Here is a 21336-nt window from a genome sequence, read left to right on the forward strand (position 1 = left end):
GCCGCGGGCCGGTCGCCTCCCGCCGTTCCCCGGCGGTGCCGGGATCAGCCGGCGCCGGGTACCGGAACGGCTCCGGTGGCCCGGCGGACGAGTTCCGCGTAGACCTCCGGGTCGGTGGTGTACTCCCCCAGCCGGCAGCTCTTGCGGCTGCCGTGGTAGTCGCTGGACCCGGTGACGAGCAGCCCCAGCCCGGCGGCGAGCGAGCGCACCCGGTCCCGGTCGGCGGGGTCGTGGTCCATGTGGTCGGCCTCGATGCCGTCGAGGCCGGCGGCCGCCAGCTCGGCGACGTACTCCTCGGAGACGCAGGGACCGCGCCGCGCCGCCAGCGGATGGGCGAGGACGGTGACGCCCCCGGCGCGGCGGACCAGCCGGACGGCCGTCACGGGGTCGAACTCGTGCTTGGCGACGTCCGCCCGGCCGCCGTCCGCCAGCCAGTCGGGGGTGAAGGCGGCGGACACATCCGGGACGACGCCCAGCTCCACCAGGGCCGTGGCCAGGTGCGGACGGCCCACCGAGCCGTCCCCGGCGATCCGCTCGACCTGTTCCCAGGTGATCGGGACGCCCAGCTCCCGGAGCTTGCCCACCATGGCCCGGGCCCGGGGCACCCGGCCGTCCCGGACCAGTTCCCGCTCCCGCTCCAGTTCCGGCTCGGCCGGGTCGAAGAGGTACGCCAGCAGATGCAGCCCGATGCCGTCCGCCCGGCAGGAGAGCTCGGCGCCGGGGACCAGCGTCAGCCCGGCGGGGAGCGCCCCGGCCGCGGCGGTGTGACCGCGCACGGTGTCGTGATCGGTGAGCGCGACGACGTCCAGCCCGGCCGCGGCGGCGTTGCGCACCAGCTCGGCCGGGGTGTCGGTGCCGTCCGAAGCCGTCGAATGGGTGTGCAGGTCTATGCGCACGGCACGGACTCCCAGCGACGGATACGGACGGGGACGCTCCAGTCTATCGGGGCCCGGGCCGTGCCCCCGAGGGCGTCCGGCCCGGACCGGCGGGCGGTGCGCCACGGCCGTACCCGGGCCGCACGGCCGGGTGGCGCTCCCCGGGCCCACCGCCTCGTGGTGGGCCCTTACGGCGGGCCGGCCGGCGCGGCGCCCGCACGCCCCACCGCGTGCGGCCGGTGTCACGGAGCCGCACCGGGTTCCGCCACGGGGCGACGGACGGCCCGGCCGCCGGACGCCGGGCCCGCCGTCCGGGCACCGAACCGGGAGACCGGCTCAGGAGACCGGCTCAGGAGATCAGCCGCGGCGAGAGCGCCCCGCAGGGCAGCAGGTCCACCTCGGCCCCCGCGTCCCGCAGGTCGGTGAGGACCAGTTCGTCGTACATCAGCAGTCCGGTCTGCTCGGGCCAGACGACCGCCCACAGCCACATGCCGCAGGCCTCTCCGGCGAAGACGGCGCGGTCCGGAGGGACGCCCTCCACGTGCCAGAGGGGGGTGGGCCGGCCGGCGGCGTGCAGCTTGACGTCCGGCGGGCGGTCGACGCTCAGCCCCGGTCCGGGATCGGGGCCGTCGATGCCCGCGTGCCGCGCGCCGAGGCCCACCCCGAGTTCCTCGGCGATCAGCAGGAGTTCGCCCATACCGCCGAGCGGGCCGGGTCCGGAGCAGGCGACGGCGGTGGCGCGGCCGCCGCTGCGGTCGTCACCCGCGCAGGAGATGCCGGTGAACAGCCAGCCGACCGGCAGCGGCCAGGGCATCCACACCGGGACCTCGGCGCGCTTCACCACGACGGTGAGCGCCTCGACGCTGGGCGGGACGACCGGCTGCAAGGGATGGACCGTGCCGTGCACATCGCACTGCCAGGTGTCCGCGAAGAGGCCGGGCGCCCGGACCCTGCCACCACACTTCGGGCAACTCGGTTCACCCCTCATAGGGACCCACGGTCCTCCCCGGCACCCGCCGCGTCAAGGACGATCACCCGACCGGGGGCGGGATATCCGGAAAGGACCGGACGCATATGCCGCGCAGGTCGTGGGCCGGTTCGGCGGTCTCCGCCACGGGGCGCTCAATCGCTCAGGGGGACGCCGGCGCGCAGCGGATCCCGCAGGTCCGTGCCGTGCGCGAGCCACCGCTCCTCCAGCGCGGCCGCGCCGTGCACACGCTTCCAGGCGGCCTCGTTGGCGGTCATCGGCAGCAGGGGGAGGAAGCGGACGGGCTCCATCGGCTCGTCCAGTTCCAGGTCCGGCACGAGACCACCGGCCCCGGCGACCAGGACGGAGCCGAAGGGGGCACCCGGCCACAGCGGCCCGCCGAGGTCGAGCGACCCGCCGGGGGCGATCACCACGCCCTCGACCTGCGGGGAGGCGGCCAGGACGGCGAGGGAACGGAACACCTGGTCGGTGTCGGCGAGCCCGGCGCGCACGGAGAGCAGCAGCTCGGCCCGCGGACCCCGGACGGGATCGGCCACCACGTCGGCCGGGTCGGTCATCGGGTGCGCGGACATCCCGAGCGTGGCGTAGCGCACCAGACCGGCGGCCCCGAGGGGGCCGGCGGGGCCGGCACCGCGGAAGCGGAGCACTTCGATCCGGTCCGCGCCCAGGAAGGTGACCGCGGCGCGGGCGTCCGGTTCGCCCAGCGCCGAGGTCAGCCGGGCTTCGACCGGGGAGAGGACATCGGTGGGGCGGGACATGAGGGCGAGCATAGATCCACCGGCGGAAGCGGCGGGAACCCGGCCGGGCTCCCGCGGCGACGGCCAGGGGCCGGGCCCGGGGAACCGGGCGGACACCGGGGCCCGCTTCCGGGCGCGCGGCGATGGGGGGTGAACCGCGGTGGAACACCGCGCGGAGCGGCGTGCGTCCGGGCATCCCGTACGACTGCTACGCTTGGCGACCGGCCAGGACGTGTGTGCATGACAGCCCCGTCCCGAGCTCGGCCAGACGGACAGCAGGATGTCGGCTTCGCGGCGCTCGCCGCGAATCGGTGCTTCCCCCACGGGGGACCGGCCGGAGGAGGTGGGGCTGCGATGGATCCCAGTCGACCGTGCAGTACCGGCAGCTCTTCCGCCGCTGCCACTCCGCGGCCGTTTCCCGCGATCTGAGCCTGGCCTACCCCACCGTTTCACGCGGTAATCATCGGCCGGTCCCAGAGATTCTCCCCGCGCCCCCGAGGGCACCCGGAGTACGTCACCGCGAGGGCCCCGCTGCCTGGCGGAAGGGCTTGGCATTTCCGCTTCACCCCCTTTTCGCCCCTGTGATCCGCCGTCCGCCGCGCGCACCGCGTGGCACCGCCCGCTTTGCGGACGTACGGCAAGCGACACCGCCGTACGCCCTCATTTCCGGCAGTGCTGCCCGTCCGCCGGTGGCCGGCCCGCGAAGGAGCCCGCCATGTCGATGATCCGTGACCTGCGAGCGGCGGTCCGCCCGTCGCTCCGCCACCTGCCCCGCAAGGCCCACACCTACGCGGCCACCGCGCTCCGTCCCGCCGCGCCCAGCTCCGTGGTGGACTGTGCCGTCTACCAGGACGGCCGCCGCTGCCGGGGGACGCTCTCCCCGGCGGAGGCCGTCCGCAAGGCGCGCGCCGAGGGCGGCTTCGTGTGGATCGGCCTGCACGAGCCCTCCGAGGACGAACTGGCCGGGATCGCCCGGGAGTTCGAGCTGCACCCGCTGGCCGTGGAGGACGCCGTCCACGCCCACCAGCGGCCCAAGCTGGAGCGGTACGACGACACCCTCTTCACCGTCTTCAAGACCATCCACTACGTGAAGCACGCCCAGCTCACCGCCACCAGCGAGGTCGTGGAGACCGGCGAGGTGATGTGCTTCACCGGCCGGGACTTCGTGGTGACGGTCCGGCACGGCGGCCACGGCTCGCTGCGCTCCCTCCGGCAGCGGCTGGAGGACGACCCGGAGCTGCTGGTCAAGGGCCCCTCGGCGGTGCTGCACGCCATCGCCGACCAGACCGTCGACGGCTACATCGCGGTGGCGGACGCCGTGCAGGACGACATCGACGAGGTCGAGATCGACGTCTTCAGCTCCGGGCCCGGCTCCGGGCGGCGCGGCGCGGCGCGGGGCGGCGACGCGGGACGCATCTACCAGCTCAAGCGGGAGGTGCTGGAGTTCAAGCGCGCCGTGTCCCCGCTGCTGCGGCCGATGCAGCTGCTGAGCGAGCGGCCGATGCGGATGATCGACCCGGAGATCCAGGCGTACTTCCGGGACGTGGCCGACCACCTGGCGCGCGTCACCGAACAGGTGGTCTCCTTCGACGACCTGCTCAACTCGATCCTCCAGGCCAACCTGGCGCAGGCGACGGTCGCGCAGAACGAGGACATGCGCAAGATCACGGCCTGGGCGGCCATCATCGCCGTGCCCACCATGATCTGCGGTGTCTACGGGATGAACTTCGAGAACATGCCGGAACTCCACTGGCAGTACGGCTACCCCACGGTCATGGCGACCATCGTCACCATCTGTTTCACCATGTCCCGCCTGTTCAAGCGGAACGGCTGGCTCTGACCGGTCGCACGGGCCGCCGCCCGCCGCCTCCCGCCGCCTCCCGCCGCCGCCTCCCCGTGACCGCGCCCGCGGCGGCTGCGTAGGCTGACGCCATGACGAGCACGCAGGGGCGAGCCGGGGCGACGGGGCCGGACGGCGGGGCGCGGACGGCGCCCGGCCCGATGGAGCGCGCGGTCGTCGAGGAGGCCGCGAAGAAGTCCGCGCTGGTCTGGGTGCGCGGCCCGGAGGGGCCCGCGCGCGCCCTGTGGCACGTGTGGCACGCGGGCGCGGTCTGCCTGGTGGGTGACGGCCCGGACGAGCAGCCCTTCGCCGGTCTGGGCCTGGCCGACGGCGCACGGGCCACGGTGACGGCGCGCAGCAAGGACAAGGGCGGCCGGCTGGTCTCCTTCACCACCCTGGTCCGCGAACCCGCCCCCGGTTCGGAGGAGTGGGCGGAGACCGTGGCCGAACTGAAGGGGAAGCGGCTGAACGCGCCCGACGCGGAGCGGATCGCCGAGCGGTGGGCCCGGGAGTGCCGGGTCCTGCGGCTGACCCCGGCCGGCGGTACGGAACCGCTGCCCGACGGCTCCCTCGCGGCGGCCCCGCTGCCCACCCCCGCCACCACCCGGGACCGCGCCCCCGGGTCCCTGCCGAAACTGCTGCTGCGCGGGCGCCGGGCCCGCTGACGGGGCGTGGGACGTCCCGGCGCGCCGAACGCGTGTACGCAACGTTCCGGCGCGCGCGGAACGGGGGCGGACCGTACGCGCACGGACGGGTGGGCGGACCGCCCGTTCGGGCCCGCCCCGGGCCCGGCTGCGCTGACCCGCGGGCCGGGCGCCGGCGCGCAGCGCGGCCGGGGCCCGGTCACCAAGGGACCCGCGCCGAAAACCGGGCGCCACACCGCAGACAGTCCCCGGCCCACAGCCCGGCCCTCCCTCCGGAGGAACCCGCGCCCCGGCCGGCCGCCCCCGTCAGCCGGTGTTGATCTTCTGCCCGTAGTCCACGACGTCGTCCTTCTCCGGGGCCTTGAGCCCGAACTCCTTGTTCCAGTCCGTGAGCCGGATGACCCCCGCGTCCCCGGCGCGCCGGAACCGCAGCGGATACGGCTTGCCCTCCAGGGCGACGTCGAGGGTGCCGCCCGTGCCGCCGCCGCCGGCCACCCGTATCGCGCGGACGCCGTCGACCTCCGTGTAGTCCCCCTTCGAACGGTCGCCGTGCAGCGCGAGCACGCCGTCGAGCAGCAGGCCCATATCGGTGAAGCCGCTGAGCCGCTGGTAGGAGGGGTCCGTGGCGGGCACCTTGACGTACTTGTCGTCGAGCTTGCCCGCCGCCTCGCTGTCCGCCGTGCCGGGGTTCTTCGACTGGCTCTTCCAGAACTCCGCGCCGGCCTTGAGATAGAGGTCCTTCTCCACCCGCAGGAGTTCGAAGGTGGAGGAGCCGCTGGTGACCCGGCCGCTGCCGCCGTCCTTCCGGAGCCGCATGTCGAGTTCGTAGGTCCGCCCCTTGCTGACCAGGTTGCCCGAGAGCCGCACCGCCTGGGCCGCCCCCACCTCCTGCCGCGCCTTCTTCTCGATCTTCCCGGCGGTGAGGCGGCCGACCCCGTTGGTGCCCGCGTCCGGGTCCTCCGGCTCCTCCGAACAGCCCGTCAACCCGCCCGCGGCGACCCCCAGCAGCAGCACGGCCACGGGCACCGCGCGACGGGTGCGGAGAGCGGTGACCGGGTTCCTCGGGTGCGCTGTCACGGCGGCGGGGCCTCCTGCTCGCGGGCTGGGTGCGGGGGAACTGGACGGCAGCGTACCGGTGCCGGACGGGCTCCCCGCCCGGCCGCCCGGGCACCCCGGCACCGCCACGGCGGAGGCGGGCGGGGCACGTTAGCCTGAACCCGTCATCAGCGCGTTTCCCCGCAGAAGCCGAGAGAAGCCGGCTGAAGACGGCACAAGCCGGTGTAAGTCGGTGGAAGGCTGTGGAATGCCGCGGAAGACCGTGGAATCCCAGGGAAAACCGGGATACCGGAAACCCGCAGGACACGGCGGACCACGGTGGAACTCGGCAGAACCCGATGGAACCCGATGGAATCCGATGGAACCCGACGGAAGGAGCCTGCCATGGCGTCGTCCACGCCACGGGTCTTCGTCTCGCACCTCGCCGGGGTGCCGGTCTTCGACCCGGCCGGCGACCAGGTGGGGCGGGTCCGGGACCTCGTCGCCATGCTGCGGGTCGGGAACCGCCCGCCACGGCTGGTCGGTCTGGTCGTCGAGGTGGTCAGCCGGCGGCGGATCTTCATCCCGATGACGCGGGTGACGGGGGTCGAGTCGGGCCAGGTGATCACGACCGGCGTGGTCAACATGCGCCGCTTCGAGCAGCGGGAGACGGAGACCCTGGTCCTCGGGGAGCTGCTCGACCGGCGGGTGCGCCTGGTGGAGACGGGCGAGGACGTGACGGTGCTGGACGTGGGCATCATCCAGCTCCCGGCGCGCCGCGACTGGGAGATCGACAAGGTCTTCCTCCGCCGGGGCCGGGGCGGCCCGCTCCGGCGGCGCGGCGAGACGCTGACCGTCGACTGGTCGGCCGTCACCGGCTTCTCCCTGGAGGAGCACGGGCAGGGCGCCGCCAACCTGCTGGCCACCTTCGAACAGCTGCGCGCCGCGGACCTGGCCAACGTCCTCCACCACCTCTCCCCCAAGCGCCGGGCGGAGGTCGCCGCGGCGCTCGACGACGACCGGCTCGCCGACATCCTGGAGGAACTCCCCGAGGACGACCGGGTGGAGATCCTCGGCAAGCTCCAGGAGGAGCGCGCCGCCGACGTCCTGGAGGCCATGGACCCGGACGACGCCGCGGACCTCCTCTCCGAGCTGCCCGAGGAGGACCGGGACCGGCTGCTGGAGCTGATGCGCCCGCAAGAGGCGGCCGGCGTCCGCCGGCTGATGTCCTACGAGGAGCACACGGCGGGCGGCCTGATGACCACCGAGCCCATCGTGCTCCGCCCGGACGCCACCGTCGCCCAGGCGCTCGCCCGGGTCCGCGTCCAGGACCTCTCCCCCGCCCTGGCCGCCCAGGTGTACGTCACGCGCCCGCCGGACGAGACGCCCACCGGCAAGTTCCTCGGGACCGTGCACTTCCAGCGGCTGCTCCGGGACCCGCCGTTCACGCTGGTCGGCGCGATCGTCGACCGGGACCTCCAGCCGCTGCGCCCCGGGACGCCCCTGCCCGAGGTCACCAGCTTTCTCGCCACCTACAACCTGGTCGCCGCCCCGGTGGTCGACGAGAGCGGTTCCCTGCTGGGCGCCGTCACCGTGGACGACGTCCTCGACCATCTGCTGCCGGAGGACTGGCGGCAGCGGGAGTTCGAGGGCCCGGTGGGCGTGCGGACCATGCCCGGAGGAGCCTCATGAGCACCACCACCGAACGGACCCGCCTGGACCAGCCGCGGGCGCCCCGGCGCAGCCTGCTGCCCGAGTACGACCCCGAGGCGTTCGGCCGGGTCTCCGAGAGGATCGCCCGGTTCCTGGGCACCGGCCGGTTCATCGTCTGGATGACGGTGGTCATCATCCTCTGGGTGGTGTGGAACACCACGGCGCCGGCGCATCTGCGGTTCGACCGCTACCCCTTCATCTTCCTGACGCTGGCGCTCTCCCTCCAGGCCTCCTACGCGGCGCCGCTGATCCTGCTCGCCCAGAACCGGCAGGACGACCGCGACCGGGTCAACCTCGAACAGGACCGCAAGCAGAACGAGCGCAGCATCGCCGACACGGAGTACCTGACCCGGGAGATCGCCGCCCTGCGGCTGGGCCTCGGCGAGGTCGCCACCCGGGACTGGATCCGCTCCGAGTTCCAGGACCTCCTCAAGGAGATGGAGGACCGCCGGCTCGCCGCCGAACCCTCCGGCGAGAGCCGCTGACCCGGCACCGCCGGCCTTCCGGCGGAGCCCCCCGCGGGCCCTTCCCGCGGGTCGTGAGGGCCGCCGCGACCCCGCGCCGGACGGCCCGGCCCGCCCGTCCCGGCGCCGCGGCGGGCGCCGTACCATCGACGGTATGGCTACCGACACTCCCCCCGTACCGCCGCCCTCGAAGGACGCGGTCCACGCCGCCCTCGCGACGGTGAACGACCCGGAGATCCACCGCCCCATCACCGATCTCGGGATGGTCAAGTCGGTGGAGATCGACGCCGGGGGGTCGGTCGCGGTCGTCGTGTACCTGACGGTGGCCGGCTGCCCGATGCGGGACACGATCACGCGTGACGTCACCGCGGCCGTCTCCGCCGTCGAGGGCGTCACGGGGGTCACCGTCGAGCTCGACGTCATGTCCGACGAGCAGCGCCGGGAACTGGCCACCGCGCTCCGCGGCGGCAAGGCCGAGCGCGAGGTGCCGTTCGCCAAGCCGGGCTCGCTGACCCGGGTCTACGCGGTGGCCTCCGGCAAGGGCGGCGTCGGCAAGTCCTCGGTGACGGTCAACCTCGCCGCGGCGATGGCCGCCGACGGGCTGAAGGTCGGGGTCGTCGACGCCGACATCTACGGCCACTCGGTGCCCCGGATGCTCGGTGCGGACGGCCGTCCCACCCAGGTCGAGGACATGATCATGCCGCCCTCGGCGAACGGCGTGAAGGTCATCTCGATCGGCATGTTCACCCCGGGCAACGCCCCCGTGGTGTGGCGCGGGCCCATGCTGCACCGCGCGCTCCAGCAGTTCCTGTCCGACGTCTTCTGGGGCGACCTCGACGTCCTCCTGCTCGACCTGCCACCGGGCACCGGGGACATCGCGATCTCCGTGGCCCAGCTCGTGCCGGGCGCGGAGATCCTCGTGGTCACCACCCCGCAGCAGGCGGCGGCCGAGGTCGCGGAGCGGGCCGGCTCCATCGCCGTCCAGACGCACCAGAAGATCGTCGGCGTGGTGGAGAACATGTCGGGCATGCCGTGCCCGCACTGCGGGGACATGGTGGACGTCTTCGGCAGCGGCGGCGGCGAGCGGGTCGCCGAGGGGCTGACCCGGACCACCGGCGCCCATGTGCCCGTGCTCGGCGCCATCCCGATCGACCTGCGGCTCCGCGAGGGCGGGGACGAGGGGCGGCCCGTGGTGCTCAGCGACCCGGACTCCCCCGCGGGCAGCGCGCTCCGCGCCATCGCGGGCAAGCTCGGCGGCCGCCGGCGCGGGCTGTCGGGGATGTCGCTCGGGATCACCCCGCGGAACAAGTTCTGAGCCACGCGCCGGGCGGGCCGGATACCGGGCCGGCCCGGCGCCGGGGGCGCCCCGCCGGGCCGGGGCCGGCCTGAGCGGGGTCCCGCGGCCTGACCCCGTCACGGCCGTCACGGCCGGCACGGGGCCGGCGCCGGTTCGGGCGAGGCGAGGGAGCGGCCGGGGAGCCGCACCGGGTGCGAGACGTGCACGGAAGGCGAGGCTCGCGGCTCCCACCCCGGCCGGGCGGACCGGCCCGCCGCCGATGCGGTCCCGGCCGGGCCCCGCCGCACGCCGCGGCGACCGGTCAGCGGGCGTAGGCGGTGAGGTCGCCGATCACCGAGAAGCCGAGGCCGTAGGCGCTCATGCCGCGCCCGTAGGCGCCCAGGAGCACGCCGTCCGGCGCGCGGCCGGCCAGCACCCAGCCGTACTCGGACTCGCGGTAGTGGAAGGGCACCAGGGTCCCGTCCACCGGCAGGGAGAGCACCGACCAGGCGGGGCCCTCCAGATCGTCGGCCAGCTCCCAGGCCAGCGCGGTCTGCTGTTCCAGCCAGTCGTCGCGGAGGGAGTGCTCCATCTGGTTCGGCCAGGTGCGGGAGAGCAGCCCCGAGCCGGCGAGCCAGGCGGCCGAGGAGACCGAGCTGGCCTCCAGGGTGCCGGTGCCGTCGGCGCTGCTCCGCACGGGGCGGTCGGCGACGGTCACCACGACGGTGAAGCGCGGTTCGGACCCCTCCGCCTCGGTGCCCGCGTAGGACGGGACCTCACCGTGCCCGGTGGAGCCGTGCTCGACGGTGCCGTCGGCGGCGGTGCCCACCCGGCACAGCCAGCGGGGGCCGGTGAACGCCGCGTCGAGCCCGTACCAGGGGAAGTCGGCCCGCAGATAGCCCTCCGCCGCCGGATCGCCCGCGAGCGCGTCCGGGGCCGTTCCGCCCGGTGGTCCGGGGCTCGGCTCCTGGGGCGCCTCCTGCGTCCCGGTCACACCGGTGGTCTCCATCTGCGCGGTGCCTCCTCGTTACCCCGTCGCCGTCCCGTCCCCGGGGAGCGGTCCGCCCGGGGACGACCCCGGACACTGGGAGGATAACCACACCGGTCGGCGCGTTCGGACATATGGCTGGTTCAGGTGGCGTCCACGTCGTACGGCGGACGCTCACCGGGCGCCAGCCGGTCGGGCTTGCGCAGCGGGTCGGAGCCGCCGCCCGCGCCGTCCGGCGTCTTGTCGAAGGAGACCCGGGACCCGCTCCCCGTGAGGGGGGAGCCTCCGTCGGAGCCGCTGTCCCGGCCGTTGACGGCGTCCGCCACCTCGTTCATCTCCTTGCGGAGGTCGAAGCTGCTGCGCAGCTCCTTGACGCCGAGGTCGTCGTTCTCCAGGAGCTGCTTGCGGACGAAGGTCTTGGGGTTGAGGTCCTCGAACTCGAAGTCCTTGAACTCCGGGCCGAGTTCGTTGCGGATGTCCGCCTTGGCGTTCTCGGAGAAGTCACGGATCTTGCGGATGAAGGCCGAGACGTCCTGTATGACCTTGGGCAGCTTGTCCGGGCCGAAGATGAGCACCGCGAGGATCACCAGCGTCACGAGCTCCAGCGCGCCTATGTCGTTGAACACCGTGTGGCTCCTCGATACGTCCGGCGGCCCGGGGGTGGATGAGGTCTCCCCCGCCGGCGGTGCCGACGAGGTGGTCGGGCCCGCTCCACGGTACCCGGCACCCCCCGGTGGGCGGTACCGCCCCTGACCACCGGGGACGGGCGCGCGCGTGCCCGGCGCGCGGACCCCGGGCCGGGACCTCCGGTGCCGTGCGGGGAGGCGGTCGCGCGGCGGACGGCCACCGCGCCACCCCGGCCGGCCCCGCCGTTCCGGAGCGTTTCCGGGGGCGGTCCCACGGCGCGTGTCCTCCTACCGTGAGGCGGGGCCGGTGCGACGGGCGGAGCCTGGCCGCGACGGGCCTGAGGCGGGCCGCGACGGGCCGGGGGCGGGCCATGACGGGCGGCCGGCGCCGTGGAGGCCACTGCCCGCGTGCTCCCGCTCACATGCCCCGCTCGCCCGCGTCACCGCCGATCACCCCCGGGGCTCCGCCCCGCGCCGCCGCCGGGGCCTTACTCGCCGTCGCTCGCCGAGCCGAGGGTCAGATTCAGGGTGCGCTCCCGGCCCTTCCGTTCCAGGGTGAGCTCCAGCTGGTCACCCGGCCGGTGGGAGCGGATCTTCACGATCAGCTCCTCCCCGTTCCGCACCCGGGCGCCGTTCACCTCGGTGATCACGTCGCCGGCGCGGATACCGGCCCGGTCGCCGGGCCCGTCCGGGGTGACCGCGGGGTGGGCCTCGGAGTCGGCGCCCACCCGGGCGCCCGTGCCGGTGTAGCGCATGTCCAGGGTGACGCCTATCACGGGATGGGTCGCCCGGCCGGTGTTGATGAGTTCCTCGGCCACCCGCTTGCCCTGGTTGACGGGGATGGCGAAGCCGAGCCCGATGGACCCGCCCCGGCCGTCGCCGAGCCCGGTCTCGTCGTCCGCGGCCCGGATCGCGCTGTTGATGCCGATCACCCGGCCCCGCAGGTCCATCAGCGGACCGCCGGAGTTGCCCGGGTTGATGGGGGCGTCGGTTTGCAGGGCGTCCACATAGCTGACATCGGTGCCGCTGTCCCGGCCTCCCCCGGAGGTGATCGGGCGCTCCTTGGCGCTGATGATGCCCGAGGTGACGGTGTTGGCCAGGTCGTAGGGGGCACCGATGGCCACCACCGGGTCCCCGACGCGTACGGAGTCGGAGTTGCCGAGCTTCAGCGGCTGCAACCCCCGTACCCCGGAGACGCGCACCACCGCGAGGTCGTAGCCGCCGTCACGGCCGACGATCTCGGCCTCGGCGGTCTTCCCCCCGCTGAACGTCACCGTGATCTCCCCGCCGCCGGCGGCGGCCTGCACCACGTGGTTGTTGGTGAGGATGTGGCCACGGCGGTCGAGCACGAAACCGGTGCCGGTGCCTTCCGCGCCGCCACCGCGGACGTGGAAGGTCACCACCCCGGGCAGCGCGGCCTCGGCGATACCGGCGACGCTGCCCGCGGCCCGCGGCAGGTCGTCGGCGGGCGCCTGGTCCAGTTCGACGTCCACCACCCCGGCGTTGCGCTCGACATACGCCCCGATGCCGCCGCCGATGCCGCCCGCCACGAGGGCCAGCAGCAGCGCGCCGGCCAGCAGCGCGGAGCGGGAGGGAGCGCGCCGCCGGGGGGCCGCCTCCAGGGGCACCAGCGGCGCGAACGCACCGCCCGGAGACGGGTGGGCGGTGTCCGGGGAACCGGGGGCGGGCGCGGCCCAGGGGTCGTAGCGCCCCCACTTGCCCCCCGGCTCCGCGCCCTGCGCGCCGGAGGAAGGAGCGCCGGACGGGAAGTCACCGGACGGAGTGTCGCCGGACGGGGAGTCCGTGGACGGGGAGTCCGTGGACGGGGAGTCCGTGGACGGGGAGTCCGTGGACGGGGAAGTGCCGGGCGGGCCCGGGTCGGCGGGCGGCGGGGCGGCGGGCGGCGGGGGCGGAGGTGAGGACGGCGGCGGGGGCGGAGGCGGCTGCGGCGGTACCGACGGGACCGGGCCGGGACCGGGACCGGCGTCGTCCGGCGCGTCGGCGGCCGGTCCCGGGGCCGGGCGGGACACCGCGCCACCACCGGGCACCGGGCCGCCGTCGGGTGCCGGGCCGCTCCGGGGCCGGCTCCACCACTGCGGCCGCGCTCCGGTGGCCTTCCCGTCGTCCATGCTCTCCCCAGCTCTCCCCACGGTCCGTTCGCGGGACGCGGGCCGCCCCGCACCCCTGGACCGCGCCCGCCGGGCGGTTCCCCGGGAAGGCCGCGGTCCACCCGGCGATTCAACCAGGTTCGCGCACGGCTCCGCAGGGCCGTCCACGGCGCGGCCGGAAGGCCCGAGGTCACAGGCGCATGAGCGGGCGGGCCCGGAGGCGGGCCTGAGGAAGGTACTACCGGGAGAACCGGGAGGCGGCGCCGGGTCAGCGGGCGGCGGGCGGCAGGAAGGCCGAGCCGGTGGAGCCGCCCGCGAGCGGCGCGGGCGGGTTCGCGGTGTCCGCGGGCGCCGACGGGGCGGTGAGGGCGGTAGGGGCGGGCGAGGAGGGCTCACCGGCCGGCGGAACGGTCAGGGCGCCGCCGCGGACGCTCGCGTCCGCGACGCTCCGTATCAGCGGTCCGAGGACGAAGTCCGCGGGCAGCAGGGGGAGTTGCGGGGACGGCGGCTGCTGCGGATGCGCCGTCGCGCCGGGGCCCGGCGAGGCCGGCCGGCCCGCCACCGCGGGCGGGGCGACGGTGCCGGTCTCCCCGGCCCGCCCGTCCCGGACGGCGTAGGCGGTGAGGATCTCGCCGCCGCTCCCGGACCCGCCGGGGCGCCCCGCGGTGTTCTCGGGGGTGCGCGGCCCCTCGACGGCCGCCTCCAGCGGCAGGGTGGCACCGAGCGCGAACGCGGCGAGCGACACCGCTCCGGCGGCGGCGAAGGCGAACCGGCGGCTGCGCTGCGGCGCGGCGTGCGGTCCCGGGGCGGCGGTCACGGCGGGGGACGGCCGGCGCCCCATCTCGTGGATGCGGAAGCCGCTCTGCCGGCTGCCGCTCACGGCGGCGACGACCGCGTCGGCCTCCTCGGCGCGGCCCGGGAGCCATTCGACCGGGATGGGACGGCGCGCTCCCTGCCCCCGCCCGCCGGGGGAACCGGCCCGGTCGTGCGGGCCGGGGCCGTCCTCCCTGCCACCGTCGGCGGGGAGCCCCTGGAGCCGGGCGAGCAGCGCGGCCGGGGGCGGCGGGGGAGCCGCCTCGGCGAAGACGCTCTTGAGCCGCCGCTGGGCGTCGGCCTCGTCCCTGCACCGGTGGCAGGTGGCGAGGTGCGCCAGCACCCGCTCGCGCGTCTCGTGGCCGAGCTCCCCGTCCACGAGTGCGGCGAGACGGTCACCCAGATGCTGCTCCGCGGGGCTCGCGCCGCCCGATCCGGTCACGCCGTCCCGACCTCTCCTCCGTGTTCGCTCCGGCCTCCGTCCCCGTCGCCCCCGCCCTGGGGGGACGCCACCGCGGCCAGCGAGCGCTGCTGCTCCGCGCGGGCGGCGGGGGACCGGTGGCGCAGGGCCTTGCGCAGGTGGGAACGGCCCCGGTGGATGCGGCTGCGCACGGTGCCGAGCTTCACGCCGAGGGTCGCCGCGATCTCCTCGTACGACAGCCCCTCGATGTCACAGAGCACCACGGCCGCGCGGAACTCCGGGGCCAGGGTGTCCAGCGCCTGCTGCACATCGGCGTCGAAGTGGGCGTCGTGGACGTGCTGCTGCGGGGAGGGCTCACGGCTGGGGAGCCGCTCCGCCGCGTCGTCACCGAGGGCGTCGAAGCGGATCCGCTGCCGGCGCCGGACCATGTCCAGGAAGAGATTGGTCGTGATCCGGTGGAGCCAGCCCTCGAAGGTGCCGGGGGTGTAGGTGGACAGCGAGCGGAAGACGCGGACGAAGACCTCCTGGGTGAGGTCCTCGGCGTCGTGCTGGTTGCCCGTGAGGCGGTAGGCGAGGCGGTAGACCCGCGCGCTGTGCGTGCTGACGATCTCCTCCCAGGTGGGAGGGGTCCACGCCGGGGACTCCCCCTCACCGAACGACGCCGTCGTGGAGAAGCTCGCGGTGGCGGTGGCGGTGGTGGAGTCGGCGGGGCGCGGACGGTCAGCGGTGTCGGTCACGGATTTCGGCTCGCCGGAGTTTCTGCGGAGGCGGCGGAGCACCCCCCGGTCACCGGCTGCCGCACCTCCCCTGGTGGCTCTGATGGTGTCCAGTGGAGTCCCCACCCTAGTCACCTCGCCCGTTAGCTCCGGATAAGCATCCTTGACCCGTATATCGGTCACCGTCGTCCCGTTCCCATCTCTGTTCCCGCAGGGCTAACGTCCGGTCCCATCAGCGGGTTCCCGAGGGCAGCGGATACAGTCACCGTTGCGTCGACTACGGGGACAGGAGAGGGCCATTACCGGCAACCGGCAGACGGGCTGGGCGTTCGCCGATGCGTTCGTCGCCGAGGACGAGACGCTGCGCCTCGCCCGTGCCCGGGCCCGTGAGGCGGGGATCCGCTCGGTGTCGCCGAGCACCGGTGCCGCCCTGCGGCTGCTCGCCGCCACGGTGGACGCCAAGGCGGTGGCCGAGATCGGCACCGGCACCGGCGTCTCCGGTCTCCACCTGCTGCGCGGAATGCGCCCGGACGGGGTGCTCACCACCGTCGACACCGACCCGCAGTGCCAGCAGTTCGCCCGCCAGGCGTTCCGGGCCGCGGGCTTCGCCGCCAACCGCGCCCGGTTCATCCCCGGCCACGCGCTGGACGTCCTGCCCCGCCTCGCCGACGGCGGCTACGACCTGGTCTTCTGCGACGGCGACCGCGCCGACTGCCTGGAGTATCTGGACGAATCGTTGCGGCTGCTGCGCCCCGGCGGCCTGGTGGTCTTCGAGGGCGTCTTCGCCCAGGGCCGCACGATGGACGGCCCCGCCCAGCCCCGCGAGGTGCAGCGGCTGCGGGAGCTGCTGCGGGCGGTGCGGGAGAGCACCCAGCTGCTCGACTCCCTGCTGCCGGTCGGGGACGGGCTGCTCTGCGCCGTCCGGCGCGAAGTCTGACACCTCCCGCCGTCCGCGGCGGCCCTTCGCCCGGCGGCCCCCGCCGCCCGGTCCGCGCCGCCCGCGCGAGGGGAACCCGGCCCGCCCGGGCCGGGGAACGCCGCCGCCCCGGAGGGGGCCGGTACCTGGGGTACGCGGCGCCCGCCGGGGCGGCAGGACGAGTCCGGTGACCGGAGCCTCAGCCGACGACCTTCTTCAGGGCGTCACCCAGGGCGTCGGCCTCGTCGGGTGTCAGTTCGACGACGAGACGACCGCCGCCTTCGAGCGGAACGCGCATGACGATGCCCCGCCCCTCCTTGGTCACCTCGAGCGGGCCGTCACCCGTCCGCGGCTTCATGGCCGCCATGCTCGTTCCCCTTCCTGAAACCAGCTCACAGTCGCCGACGGCTCCTGAACGGCAGCGTCACCGGCATCGAACAGATTGCTTCCAGGTCATTATCCCGCATGGCGGGACCCGATGACCAACATCGGTCGGCATCGCTTGCGCAACGTGCGTCCGCAAATGCTGACAATTGGCCCATGCGGCTGCGATACTCCGCCGCGCACCGGCGAGGGGGCGGCGCCGGCGGCCGCTGCCTCCCCGGCCCCGGGTTCCCGGCGCCCCCGCCCGCCCCTCGTGCCCCTCCCGTACCGGCAGGGCCCCGGCTCCGTCATGCTGTCCCCGACGATCCCCACCAGCCCACCCGCCCCGACGGAGGTAGCCCACCGATGGCCGACACCGTGCTCCACGAGGTGACCGACGGCGTAGCGACGATCACCCTCAATCGCCCCGACGCCATGAACGCGCTGAACACCGAGGTCAAGGAGGCCCTGCGGGACGTCCTGCGGGAGGTGTCGGACGACTCGGCCGTCCGGGCGGTGCTGCTCACCGGCCGGGGCCGGGCCTTCTGCGTCGGCCAGGACCTCAAGGAGCACATCGGCCGGCTGACCGCCGGCCGGCGGTCGGCCGAGACTGCCGGGGCTGCCGGGGCTGCCGGTACGGCGGCGGACACAGGGGACACCACAGACGGCGGGGCCGGCGGGGCCGGCGGGGTCATGGACACCGTGCGGGAGCACTACAACCCCATCACGGAGGCCATCGCCGGGATGCCCAAGCCGGTCGTCGCCGCGGTGAACGGACCGGCCGCGGGGGCCGGGGCCGGATTCGCCTTCGCCGCCGACTACCGGATCGCCGCCGCCACGGCCACCTTCACCACGTCCTTCGCGGGGGTCGCGCTCGGCGCCGACTCCGGCGTCTCCTGGACCCTGCCACGGCTGATCGGCCACGGCCGCGCGGCCGGCCTGCTGCTCTTCCCGCGCTCGGTGGGCGCCGACGAGGCACTGGAGCTGGGCATGGTCAACCAGGTGGTGCCGCAGGACGAGCTGGCCACGGCGGCCGCGGCGGTCGCCCGGAAGCTCGCGGAAGGGCCCACCCTGGCCTACGCGGCGATCAAGGAATCCCTGGCCTACGGGGCCACCCACACCCTCGTCGAGACCCTCGCCACCGAGGACCGGCTGCAAACGCGCGCCGGGAACTCCGCGGACCACGTGATCGCGGTCGAGGCGTTCGTGAAGAAAGAGAAGCCGCGGTTCGAGGGGCGGTGACGGCAGCCCCGGTTCGGGGGGCGGTGAAGAGCACCCCGGTTCCAGGGGCGGTGACGGCGGCCGTCCGCCGGGGCGGCCCGCCGCCCGGGGTGACGATCGGCGCGGCGGCGGACGCGACGGGGTCCGCCATGCGGGAACGCCCGCCGGAGGGCGCCACGCCGGTGGGCCGTCCCGCGGGCGCGGGGTCCCGGGGGGCCTCCCGCGGGCCCGGCGCTCAGACCCGGCTCTCCGCCGTGTCCGGGAGGGCCGTCCGCGCGCAGCACTCCGCGAGATGGTCGTCGACCAGCCCGCAGGCCTGCATCAGCGCGTAGGCGGTGGTCGGCCCGACGAAGCGCAGTCCCCGCTTCTTGAGGTCGCGGGCCAGCGCCGTGGACTCGGGCGTGGTGGCCGGCACGTCGGCGAGGGTCCGCGGCGCGGGCCGGGCGGCGGGCGCGTACGACCAGAGGAGGGCGTCGAGTTCGCCCTCCGCCCAGCCGTTCAGCACCCGGGCGTTGGCCACCACGGCCTCGACCTTGGCGCGGTTGCGGATGATCCGGGCATCGCCGAGCAGCCGTTCGACGTCCTCCGCCGTGAAGGCGGCCACCTCCGGGACGGCGAAGCCGCGGAACGCGGCGCGGAAGCCCTCCCGGCGGCGGAGCACGGTCAGCCAGGAGAGCCCGGACTGGAACGCCTCCAGGCAGAGCCGTTCGAAGAGGGCGTCGTCGCCGTGGACCGGGCGGCCCCACTCGGTGTCGTGGTAGGCGCGGTAGTCCTCGGTGGACAGGCCCCAGGGACAGCGGAGCAGTCCGTCCGGTCCGGGCAGCGGCGCGCCGGTGGGCACCGGCTCGGCGGCCGGGCCGGTCACGCCGGTCCCCCGTCGCCGGGCGCCGGGCCGGCGGGGCCGGGGCGGGCGGGCGGCTCACCGGGGGCGGTGGGGGCGGTGGGGGCGGGGCCGCCGGATTCCGGGTCGCCGGGCTCCCGGCCGCCGGAGACGGCGCCGCCGGGCGTTTCCGCACCCCCTGCCGCCGGACGGGCCTGCGGCTCCTCCCCCTCCGGGGACGCGGGAGCCGGCGAAGCCGCCCGGCGGGCGGGGAGGACCGAGGAGCCGTCCGGTCCGGCGCCGTCCCCGGCCGGCGCGCCGGCCCGCGGGTCGAGCCCGTTCCACTCGCCCCGCTCGTCCCTCTCGACCCGCTCGTCCCGCTCGTCCCGCTCGGGGTCCGGCTCAGCCGGGCGGCGGAACAGCTCCGGCGAGCCCAGCCCCGTGGCCCGGTTCCCGGCAAGGGCCGTCTCCAGCTCGGCGATGCGGGCGTCGCGCTCGGCGAGTTCGGCTCCGAGCCGGCTGAGCACCTCGTCCACATCGGCCATCCGGTAGCCGCGCGCCGTCACCGCGAAGCGCACCGCCTCCACGTCGGCCCGGCCCACGGGGCGCGAGGGCGGCAGCGGGTCGGCGAGCCGGTCCGGCTCGGCCTCCGGCAGCGCCGCGCCGTCGTCGCCGCCGACCACGGCGAGGGTGACCGCCGCGACCACCGCGACCAGCGCGATGAGCAAGAACCAGAACACGACCGTCTCCCCGGCTCACGTCGTCGGAATCCAAGGGGACGATGGTGCCACGCCCCGGCACGCCTCCGGCAACCGGCCGGTCCCGCCGGCCGCACCCGCGTCCCCGGGGGCGACCGCCGAGGTGCCCGTCCACCGGCGCACCGCGGGGCACCGTGCGCCGGTGAACGATCCCGGTCACGGGGCTAAGGTCGTCCCCGGGCCCGCCCCGCCGGGACCGGCGGGCCCGCCGGACGGTCGGTCCGGACCGCGGACGGCCGCGCCGGGCGGCGGAGGAGGATACGAGGTCACGTGGGTGACGTGGTGCTGCGGCTGGGGAAGCGCGAGTTCGGTGAGGGCGAGCCGGTGATCATGGCCATCGTCAACCGGACCCCGGACTCCTTCTACGACCAGGGCTCCACCTTCGGGGACGGACCGGCGCTGGAACGGGTCGACCGGGCGGTCGCCGAGGGCGCCGCCGTCATCGACATCGGCGGGGTGAAGGCCGGGCCCGGCGAGGAGGTCTCCCCCGGGGAGGAGGCGCGGCGGACGGTCGGTTTCGTCGCGGAGGTCCGGCGGCGCCACCCGGATGTGGTGATCAGCGTGGACACCTGGCGCCACGAGGTGGGCGAGGCCGTCTGCGAGGCCGGCGCGGATCTGCTCAACGACGCCTGGGGCGGGGTGGACCCCGAGCTCGCGGCGGTCGCGGCGCGGTACGGCGCCGGGCTGGTCTGCACCCACGCGGGCGGCGCCGAGCCCCGCACCCGCCCGCACCGGGTCGCCTACGAGGACGTCATGGCCGACATCCTGCGGGTCACCCTGGGCCTGGCCGAACGCGCGGTGGAACTGGGGGTGCGGCGGGACGGGATCCTCATCGACCCCGGCCACGACTTCGGCAAGAACACCCGGCACTCCCTGGAGGCCACCCGCCGGCTGCGGGAGATGACGGCGACGGGCTGGCCGGTGCTGGTCTCCCTCTCCAACAAGGACTTCGTGGGGGAGACCCTGGACCGGCCGGTGCGGGAGCGGCTGCTCGGGACGCTCGCCGCCACCGCCGTGTCGGCCTGGCTGGGCGCCCGGGTCTACCGGGTGCACGAGGTGGCCGAGACCCGTCAGGTGCTCGACATGGTGGCCTCGATCGCGGGCCACCGGCCGCCGGCCGTGGCGCGCCGCGGGCTGGCCTGAGAGCGGCCGGCCCCATCCCGGGCCGGCCGGGCCCTCCCGGGCGCTCCGGACCCCGGCGGGCACGCGCCCGGGCCCGCGGCTCCCCGCCCCGGGCCCGCCCGGCCCGGCTCACCCCTGTCGCGTCTCCTTGCTGACCAGGGCCACCACCTCGTCCACGTCGTCGGTGAGGTGGAAGAGGTCCAGGTCCTGCCGGGACGCCTTGCCCGTGCCGATCAGGGTGCGCTCCACCCACTCCACCAGGCCCTCCCAGTAGGAGCTGCCGAAGAGGACGATCGGGAAGCGGGTCACCTTGCGGGTCTGGACCAGGGTGAGCGCCTCGAACAGCTCATCCAGCGTGCCCAGCCCGCCGGGCAGCGCCACGAACCCCTGCGCGTACTTCACGAACATCGTCTTGCGCACGAAGAAATAACGGAAGTTGACGCCGATGTCGACGTAGTTGTTCATCCCCTGCTCGAAGGGGAGCTCGATCCCCAGCCCGACGGAGACCCCGTCCGCCTCGTAGGCGCCCTTGTTGGCCGCCTCCATGACCCCCGGCCCGCCGCCGGTGATCACCGCGAAGCCGGCCTCGGCCAGCGCGCGGCCGATCCGCACGCCGTTCTCGTAGTCCTCCGAGCCGACGGGGGTGCGGGCGGAGCCGAAGACACTGATCGCCGGACCGAGCTCGGCGAGCGCGCCGAAGCCCTCGACGAACTCGGACTGGATGCGCATGACCCGCCACGGGTCCTGGTGCACCCACTCCGCCGACCCCGCGGGCGAGTCCAGCAGCCGCTGGTCCGTCGTGGTGTCCTGCACCTGTCCCCGGCGGCGCGTCACCGGCCCCAGCCGCTGCTCCCCACCGCCCCCTTCACCCTCGGCCTTGGCCACGGGCCCT

The 21336-nt window shown here is 75.3% G+C and carries 21 protein-coding genes; 8 read left to right on the top strand and 13 right to left on the bottom strand.

Going from position 1 to position 21336, the window contains the following annotated elements; genetic code table 11:
* Positions 1–44 precede the first annotated feature (44 nt).
* The 3 genes from HCK00_RS10620 to HCK00_RS10630 all read right to left on the bottom strand — a co-directional run bounded on the left by HCK00_RS10620 (position 45) and on the right by HCK00_RS10630 (position 2621).
* Positions 45–896, bottom strand: coding sequence for a PHP domain-containing protein (locus tag HCK00_RS10620; RefSeq protein ID WP_168101565.1), 852 nt, complete (start codon positions 894–896; stop codon positions 45–47).
* Between the two features lie 328 nt (positions 897–1224).
* Complete coding sequence (locus HCK00_RS10625) at positions 1225–1863, bottom strand: DUF6758 family protein (protein ID WP_168101566.1); 639 nt, start codon at positions 1861–1863, stop codon at positions 1225–1227.
* A 134-nt stretch (positions 1864–1997) separates the two neighbouring features.
* On the bottom strand, positions 1998–2621 hold the full coding sequence (locus HCK00_RS10630) for a suppressor of fused domain protein (protein WP_168101567.1): 624 nt from the start codon (positions 2619–2621) through the stop codon (positions 1998–2000).
* A gap of 694 nt (positions 2622–3315) precedes the next feature.
* Between HCK00_RS10630 and HCK00_RS10635 the strand changes: the two genes are divergently transcribed.
* Both HCK00_RS10635 and HCK00_RS10640 read left to right on the top strand, forming a co-directional pair.
* On the top strand, positions 3316–4440 hold the full coding sequence (locus HCK00_RS10635) for a magnesium and cobalt transport protein CorA (protein WP_168101568.1): 1125 nt from the start codon (positions 3316–3318) through the stop codon (positions 4438–4440).
* Positions 4441–4601: 161 nt separating this feature from the next.
* On the top strand, positions 4602–5105 hold the full coding sequence (locus HCK00_RS10640; RefSeq protein ID WP_168101637.1) for a hypothetical protein: 504 nt from the start codon (positions 4602–4604) through the stop codon (positions 5103–5105).
* Between the two features lie 285 nt (positions 5106–5390).
* Here HCK00_RS10640 and HCK00_RS10645 read toward each other — a convergent pair whose 3' ends face one another.
* On the bottom strand, positions 5391–6161 hold the full coding sequence (locus HCK00_RS10645) for a hypothetical protein (RefSeq protein ID WP_311765249.1): 771 nt from the start codon (positions 6159–6161) through the stop codon (positions 5391–5393).
* Positions 6162–6524: 363 nt separating this feature from the next.
* Between HCK00_RS10645 and HCK00_RS10650 the strand changes: the two genes are divergently transcribed.
* From HCK00_RS10650 to HCK00_RS10660, 3 genes are all read left to right on the top strand, one after another.
* Entirely contained in the window at positions 6525–7811 is a 1287-nt protein-coding gene (locus tag HCK00_RS10650) for a magnesium transporter MgtE N-terminal domain-containing protein (protein WP_168101569.1), read from the top strand.
* The gene (locus HCK00_RS10655) at positions 7808–8317 is read left to right on the top strand and encodes a DUF1003 domain-containing protein (RefSeq protein ID WP_168101570.1); all 510 of its coding nucleotides are present in this window, start codon (positions 7808–7810) and stop codon (positions 8315–8317) included. The genes HCK00_RS10650 and HCK00_RS10655 overlap by 4 nt, the downstream gene beginning before the upstream one ends.
* A gap of 133 nt (positions 8318–8450) precedes the next feature.
* On the top strand, positions 8451–9611 hold the full coding sequence (locus tag HCK00_RS10660) for an Mrp/NBP35 family ATP-binding protein (RefSeq protein WP_168101571.1): 1161 nt from the start codon (positions 8451–8453) through the stop codon (positions 9609–9611).
* 283 nt (positions 9612–9894) lie between these two features.
* Here HCK00_RS10660 and HCK00_RS10665 read toward each other — a convergent pair whose 3' ends face one another.
* The 5 genes from HCK00_RS10665 to sigE all read right to left on the bottom strand — a co-directional run bounded on the left by HCK00_RS10665 (position 9895) and on the right by sigE (position 15418).
* Positions 9895–10581 (bottom strand): hypothetical protein, encoded by a 687-nt coding sequence (locus HCK00_RS10665; protein WP_168101572.1) that lies wholly within the window; start codon positions 10579–10581, stop codon positions 9895–9897.
* A 122-nt stretch (positions 10582–10703) separates the two neighbouring features.
* Entirely contained in the window at positions 10704–11186 is a 483-nt protein-coding gene (locus HCK00_RS10670; protein ID WP_168101573.1) for a sec-independent translocase, read from the bottom strand.
* 488 nt (positions 11187–11674) lie between these two features.
* Positions 11675–13315 carry a S1C family serine protease gene (locus tag HCK00_RS10675; protein WP_168101574.1) on the bottom strand — a complete coding sequence of 547 codons (1641 nt, stop codon included), beginning with the start codon at positions 13313–13315 and terminating at the stop codon, positions 11675–11677.
* 247 nt (positions 13316–13562) lie between these two features.
* Entirely contained in the window at positions 13563–14549 is a 987-nt protein-coding gene (locus HCK00_RS10680) for a zf-HC2 domain-containing protein (protein WP_168101575.1), read from the bottom strand.
* Complete coding sequence (sigE, locus tag HCK00_RS10685) at positions 14546–15418, bottom strand: RNA polymerase sigma factor SigE (protein ID WP_311765257.1); 873 nt, start codon at positions 15416–15418, stop codon at positions 14546–14548. Before sigE ends, HCK00_RS10680 begins: the two co-directional genes overlap by 4 nt.
* Positions 15419–15512: 94 nt before the next feature.
* Between sigE and HCK00_RS10690 the strand changes: the two genes are divergently transcribed.
* Positions 15513–16181, top strand: coding sequence for an O-methyltransferase (locus HCK00_RS10690; RefSeq protein ID WP_168101576.1), 669 nt, complete (start codon positions 15513–15515; stop codon positions 16179–16181).
* Between the two features lie 178 nt (positions 16182–16359).
* Here HCK00_RS10690 and HCK00_RS10695 read toward each other — a convergent pair whose 3' ends face one another.
* Positions 16360–16527, bottom strand: a complete 168-nt coding sequence (locus HCK00_RS10695) for a DUF3117 domain-containing protein (RefSeq protein WP_003966491.1) — start codon at positions 16525–16527, stop codon at positions 16360–16362.
* Between the two features lie 362 nt (positions 16528–16889).
* On the opposite strand from HCK00_RS10695, the gene HCK00_RS10700 reads away from it, so the two are divergent.
* Positions 16890–17765, top strand: coding sequence for an enoyl-CoA hydratase-related protein (locus tag HCK00_RS10700; RefSeq protein WP_168101577.1), 876 nt, complete (start codon positions 16890–16892; stop codon positions 17763–17765).
* Between the two features lie 214 nt (positions 17766–17979).
* On the opposite strand, the gene HCK00_RS10705 is transcribed toward HCK00_RS10700, so the two are convergent.
* Complete coding sequence (locus tag HCK00_RS10705) at positions 17980–18585, bottom strand: DNA-3-methyladenine glycosylase I (protein ID WP_168101639.1); 606 nt, start codon at positions 18583–18585, stop codon at positions 17980–17982.
* A 20-nt stretch (positions 18586–18605) separates the two neighbouring features.
* Positions 18606–19304 carry a DivIVA domain-containing protein gene (locus HCK00_RS28705; RefSeq protein ID WP_375781944.1) on the bottom strand — a complete coding sequence of 233 codons (699 nt, stop codon included), beginning with the start codon at positions 19302–19304 and terminating at the stop codon, positions 18606–18608.
* Between the two features lie 348 nt (positions 19305–19652).
* Between HCK00_RS28705 and folP the strand changes: the two genes are divergently transcribed.
* Complete coding sequence (folP, locus tag HCK00_RS10715) at positions 19653–20465, top strand: dihydropteroate synthase (protein WP_206320203.1); 813 nt, start codon at positions 19653–19655, stop codon at positions 20463–20465.
* Positions 20466–20573: 108 nt separating this feature from the next.
* On the opposite strand, the gene HCK00_RS10720 is transcribed toward folP, so the two are convergent.
* Positions 20574–21329 (bottom strand): LOG family protein, encoded by a 756-nt coding sequence (locus HCK00_RS10720; RefSeq protein ID WP_168101579.1) that lies wholly within the window; start codon positions 21327–21329, stop codon positions 20574–20576.
* Between the last annotated feature and the right edge of the window lie 7 nt (positions 21330–21336).

Source organism: Streptomyces zingiberis (genome assembly GCF_012034935.1).
GTDB lineage: Bacteria > Actinomycetota > Actinomycetes > Streptomycetales > Streptomycetaceae > Streptomyces > Streptomyces zingiberis.

Bases quoted from the DNA above. Each gene is read 5' to 3' on its own strand.
- HCK00_RS10650 (WP_168101569.1), top strand. From the start codon at position 6,525: ATGGCGTCGTCCACGCCACGGGTCTTCGTCTCGCACCTCGCCGGGGTG.
- HCK00_RS10635 (WP_168101568.1), top strand. From the start codon at position 3,316: ATGTCGATGATCCGTGACCTGCGAGCGGCGGTCCGCCCGTCGCTCCGC.
- HCK00_RS10695 (WP_003966491.1), bottom strand. From the start codon at position 16,527: ATGGCGGCCATGAAGCCGCGGACGGGTGACGGCCCGCTCGAGGTGACC.
- HCK00_RS10700 (WP_168101577.1), top strand. From the start codon at position 16,890: ATGGCCGACACCGTGCTCCACGAGGTGACCGACGGCGTAGCGACGATC.
- folP (WP_206320203.1), top strand. From the start codon at position 19,653: ATGGCCATCGTCAACCGGACCCCGGACTCCTTCTACGACCAGGGCTCC.
- HCK00_RS10655 (WP_168101570.1), top strand. From the start codon at position 7,808: ATGAGCACCACCACCGAACGGACCCGCCTGGACCAGCCGCGGGCGCCC.
- HCK00_RS10660 (WP_168101571.1), top strand. From the start codon at position 8,451: ATGGCTACCGACACTCCCCCCGTACCGCCGCCCTCGAAGGACGCGGTC.
- HCK00_RS10625 (WP_168101566.1), bottom strand. From the start codon at position 1,863: ATGAGGGGTGAACCGAGTTGCCCGAAGTGTGGTGGCAGGGTCCGGGCG.
- HCK00_RS10630 (WP_168101567.1), bottom strand. From the start codon at position 2,621: ATGTCCCGCCCCACCGATGTCCTCTCCCCGGTCGAAGCCCGGCTGACC.
- HCK00_RS10675 (WP_168101574.1), bottom strand. From the start codon at position 13,315: ATGGACGACGGGAAGGCCACCGGAGCGCGGCCGCAGTGGTGGAGCCGG.
- HCK00_RS10640 (WP_168101637.1), top strand. From the start codon at position 4,602: ATGGAGCGCGCGGTCGTCGAGGAGGCCGCGAAGAAGTCCGCGCTGGTC.
- HCK00_RS10665 (WP_168101572.1), bottom strand. From the start codon at position 10,581: ATGGAGACCACCGGTGTGACCGGGACGCAGGAGGCGCCCCAGGAGCCG.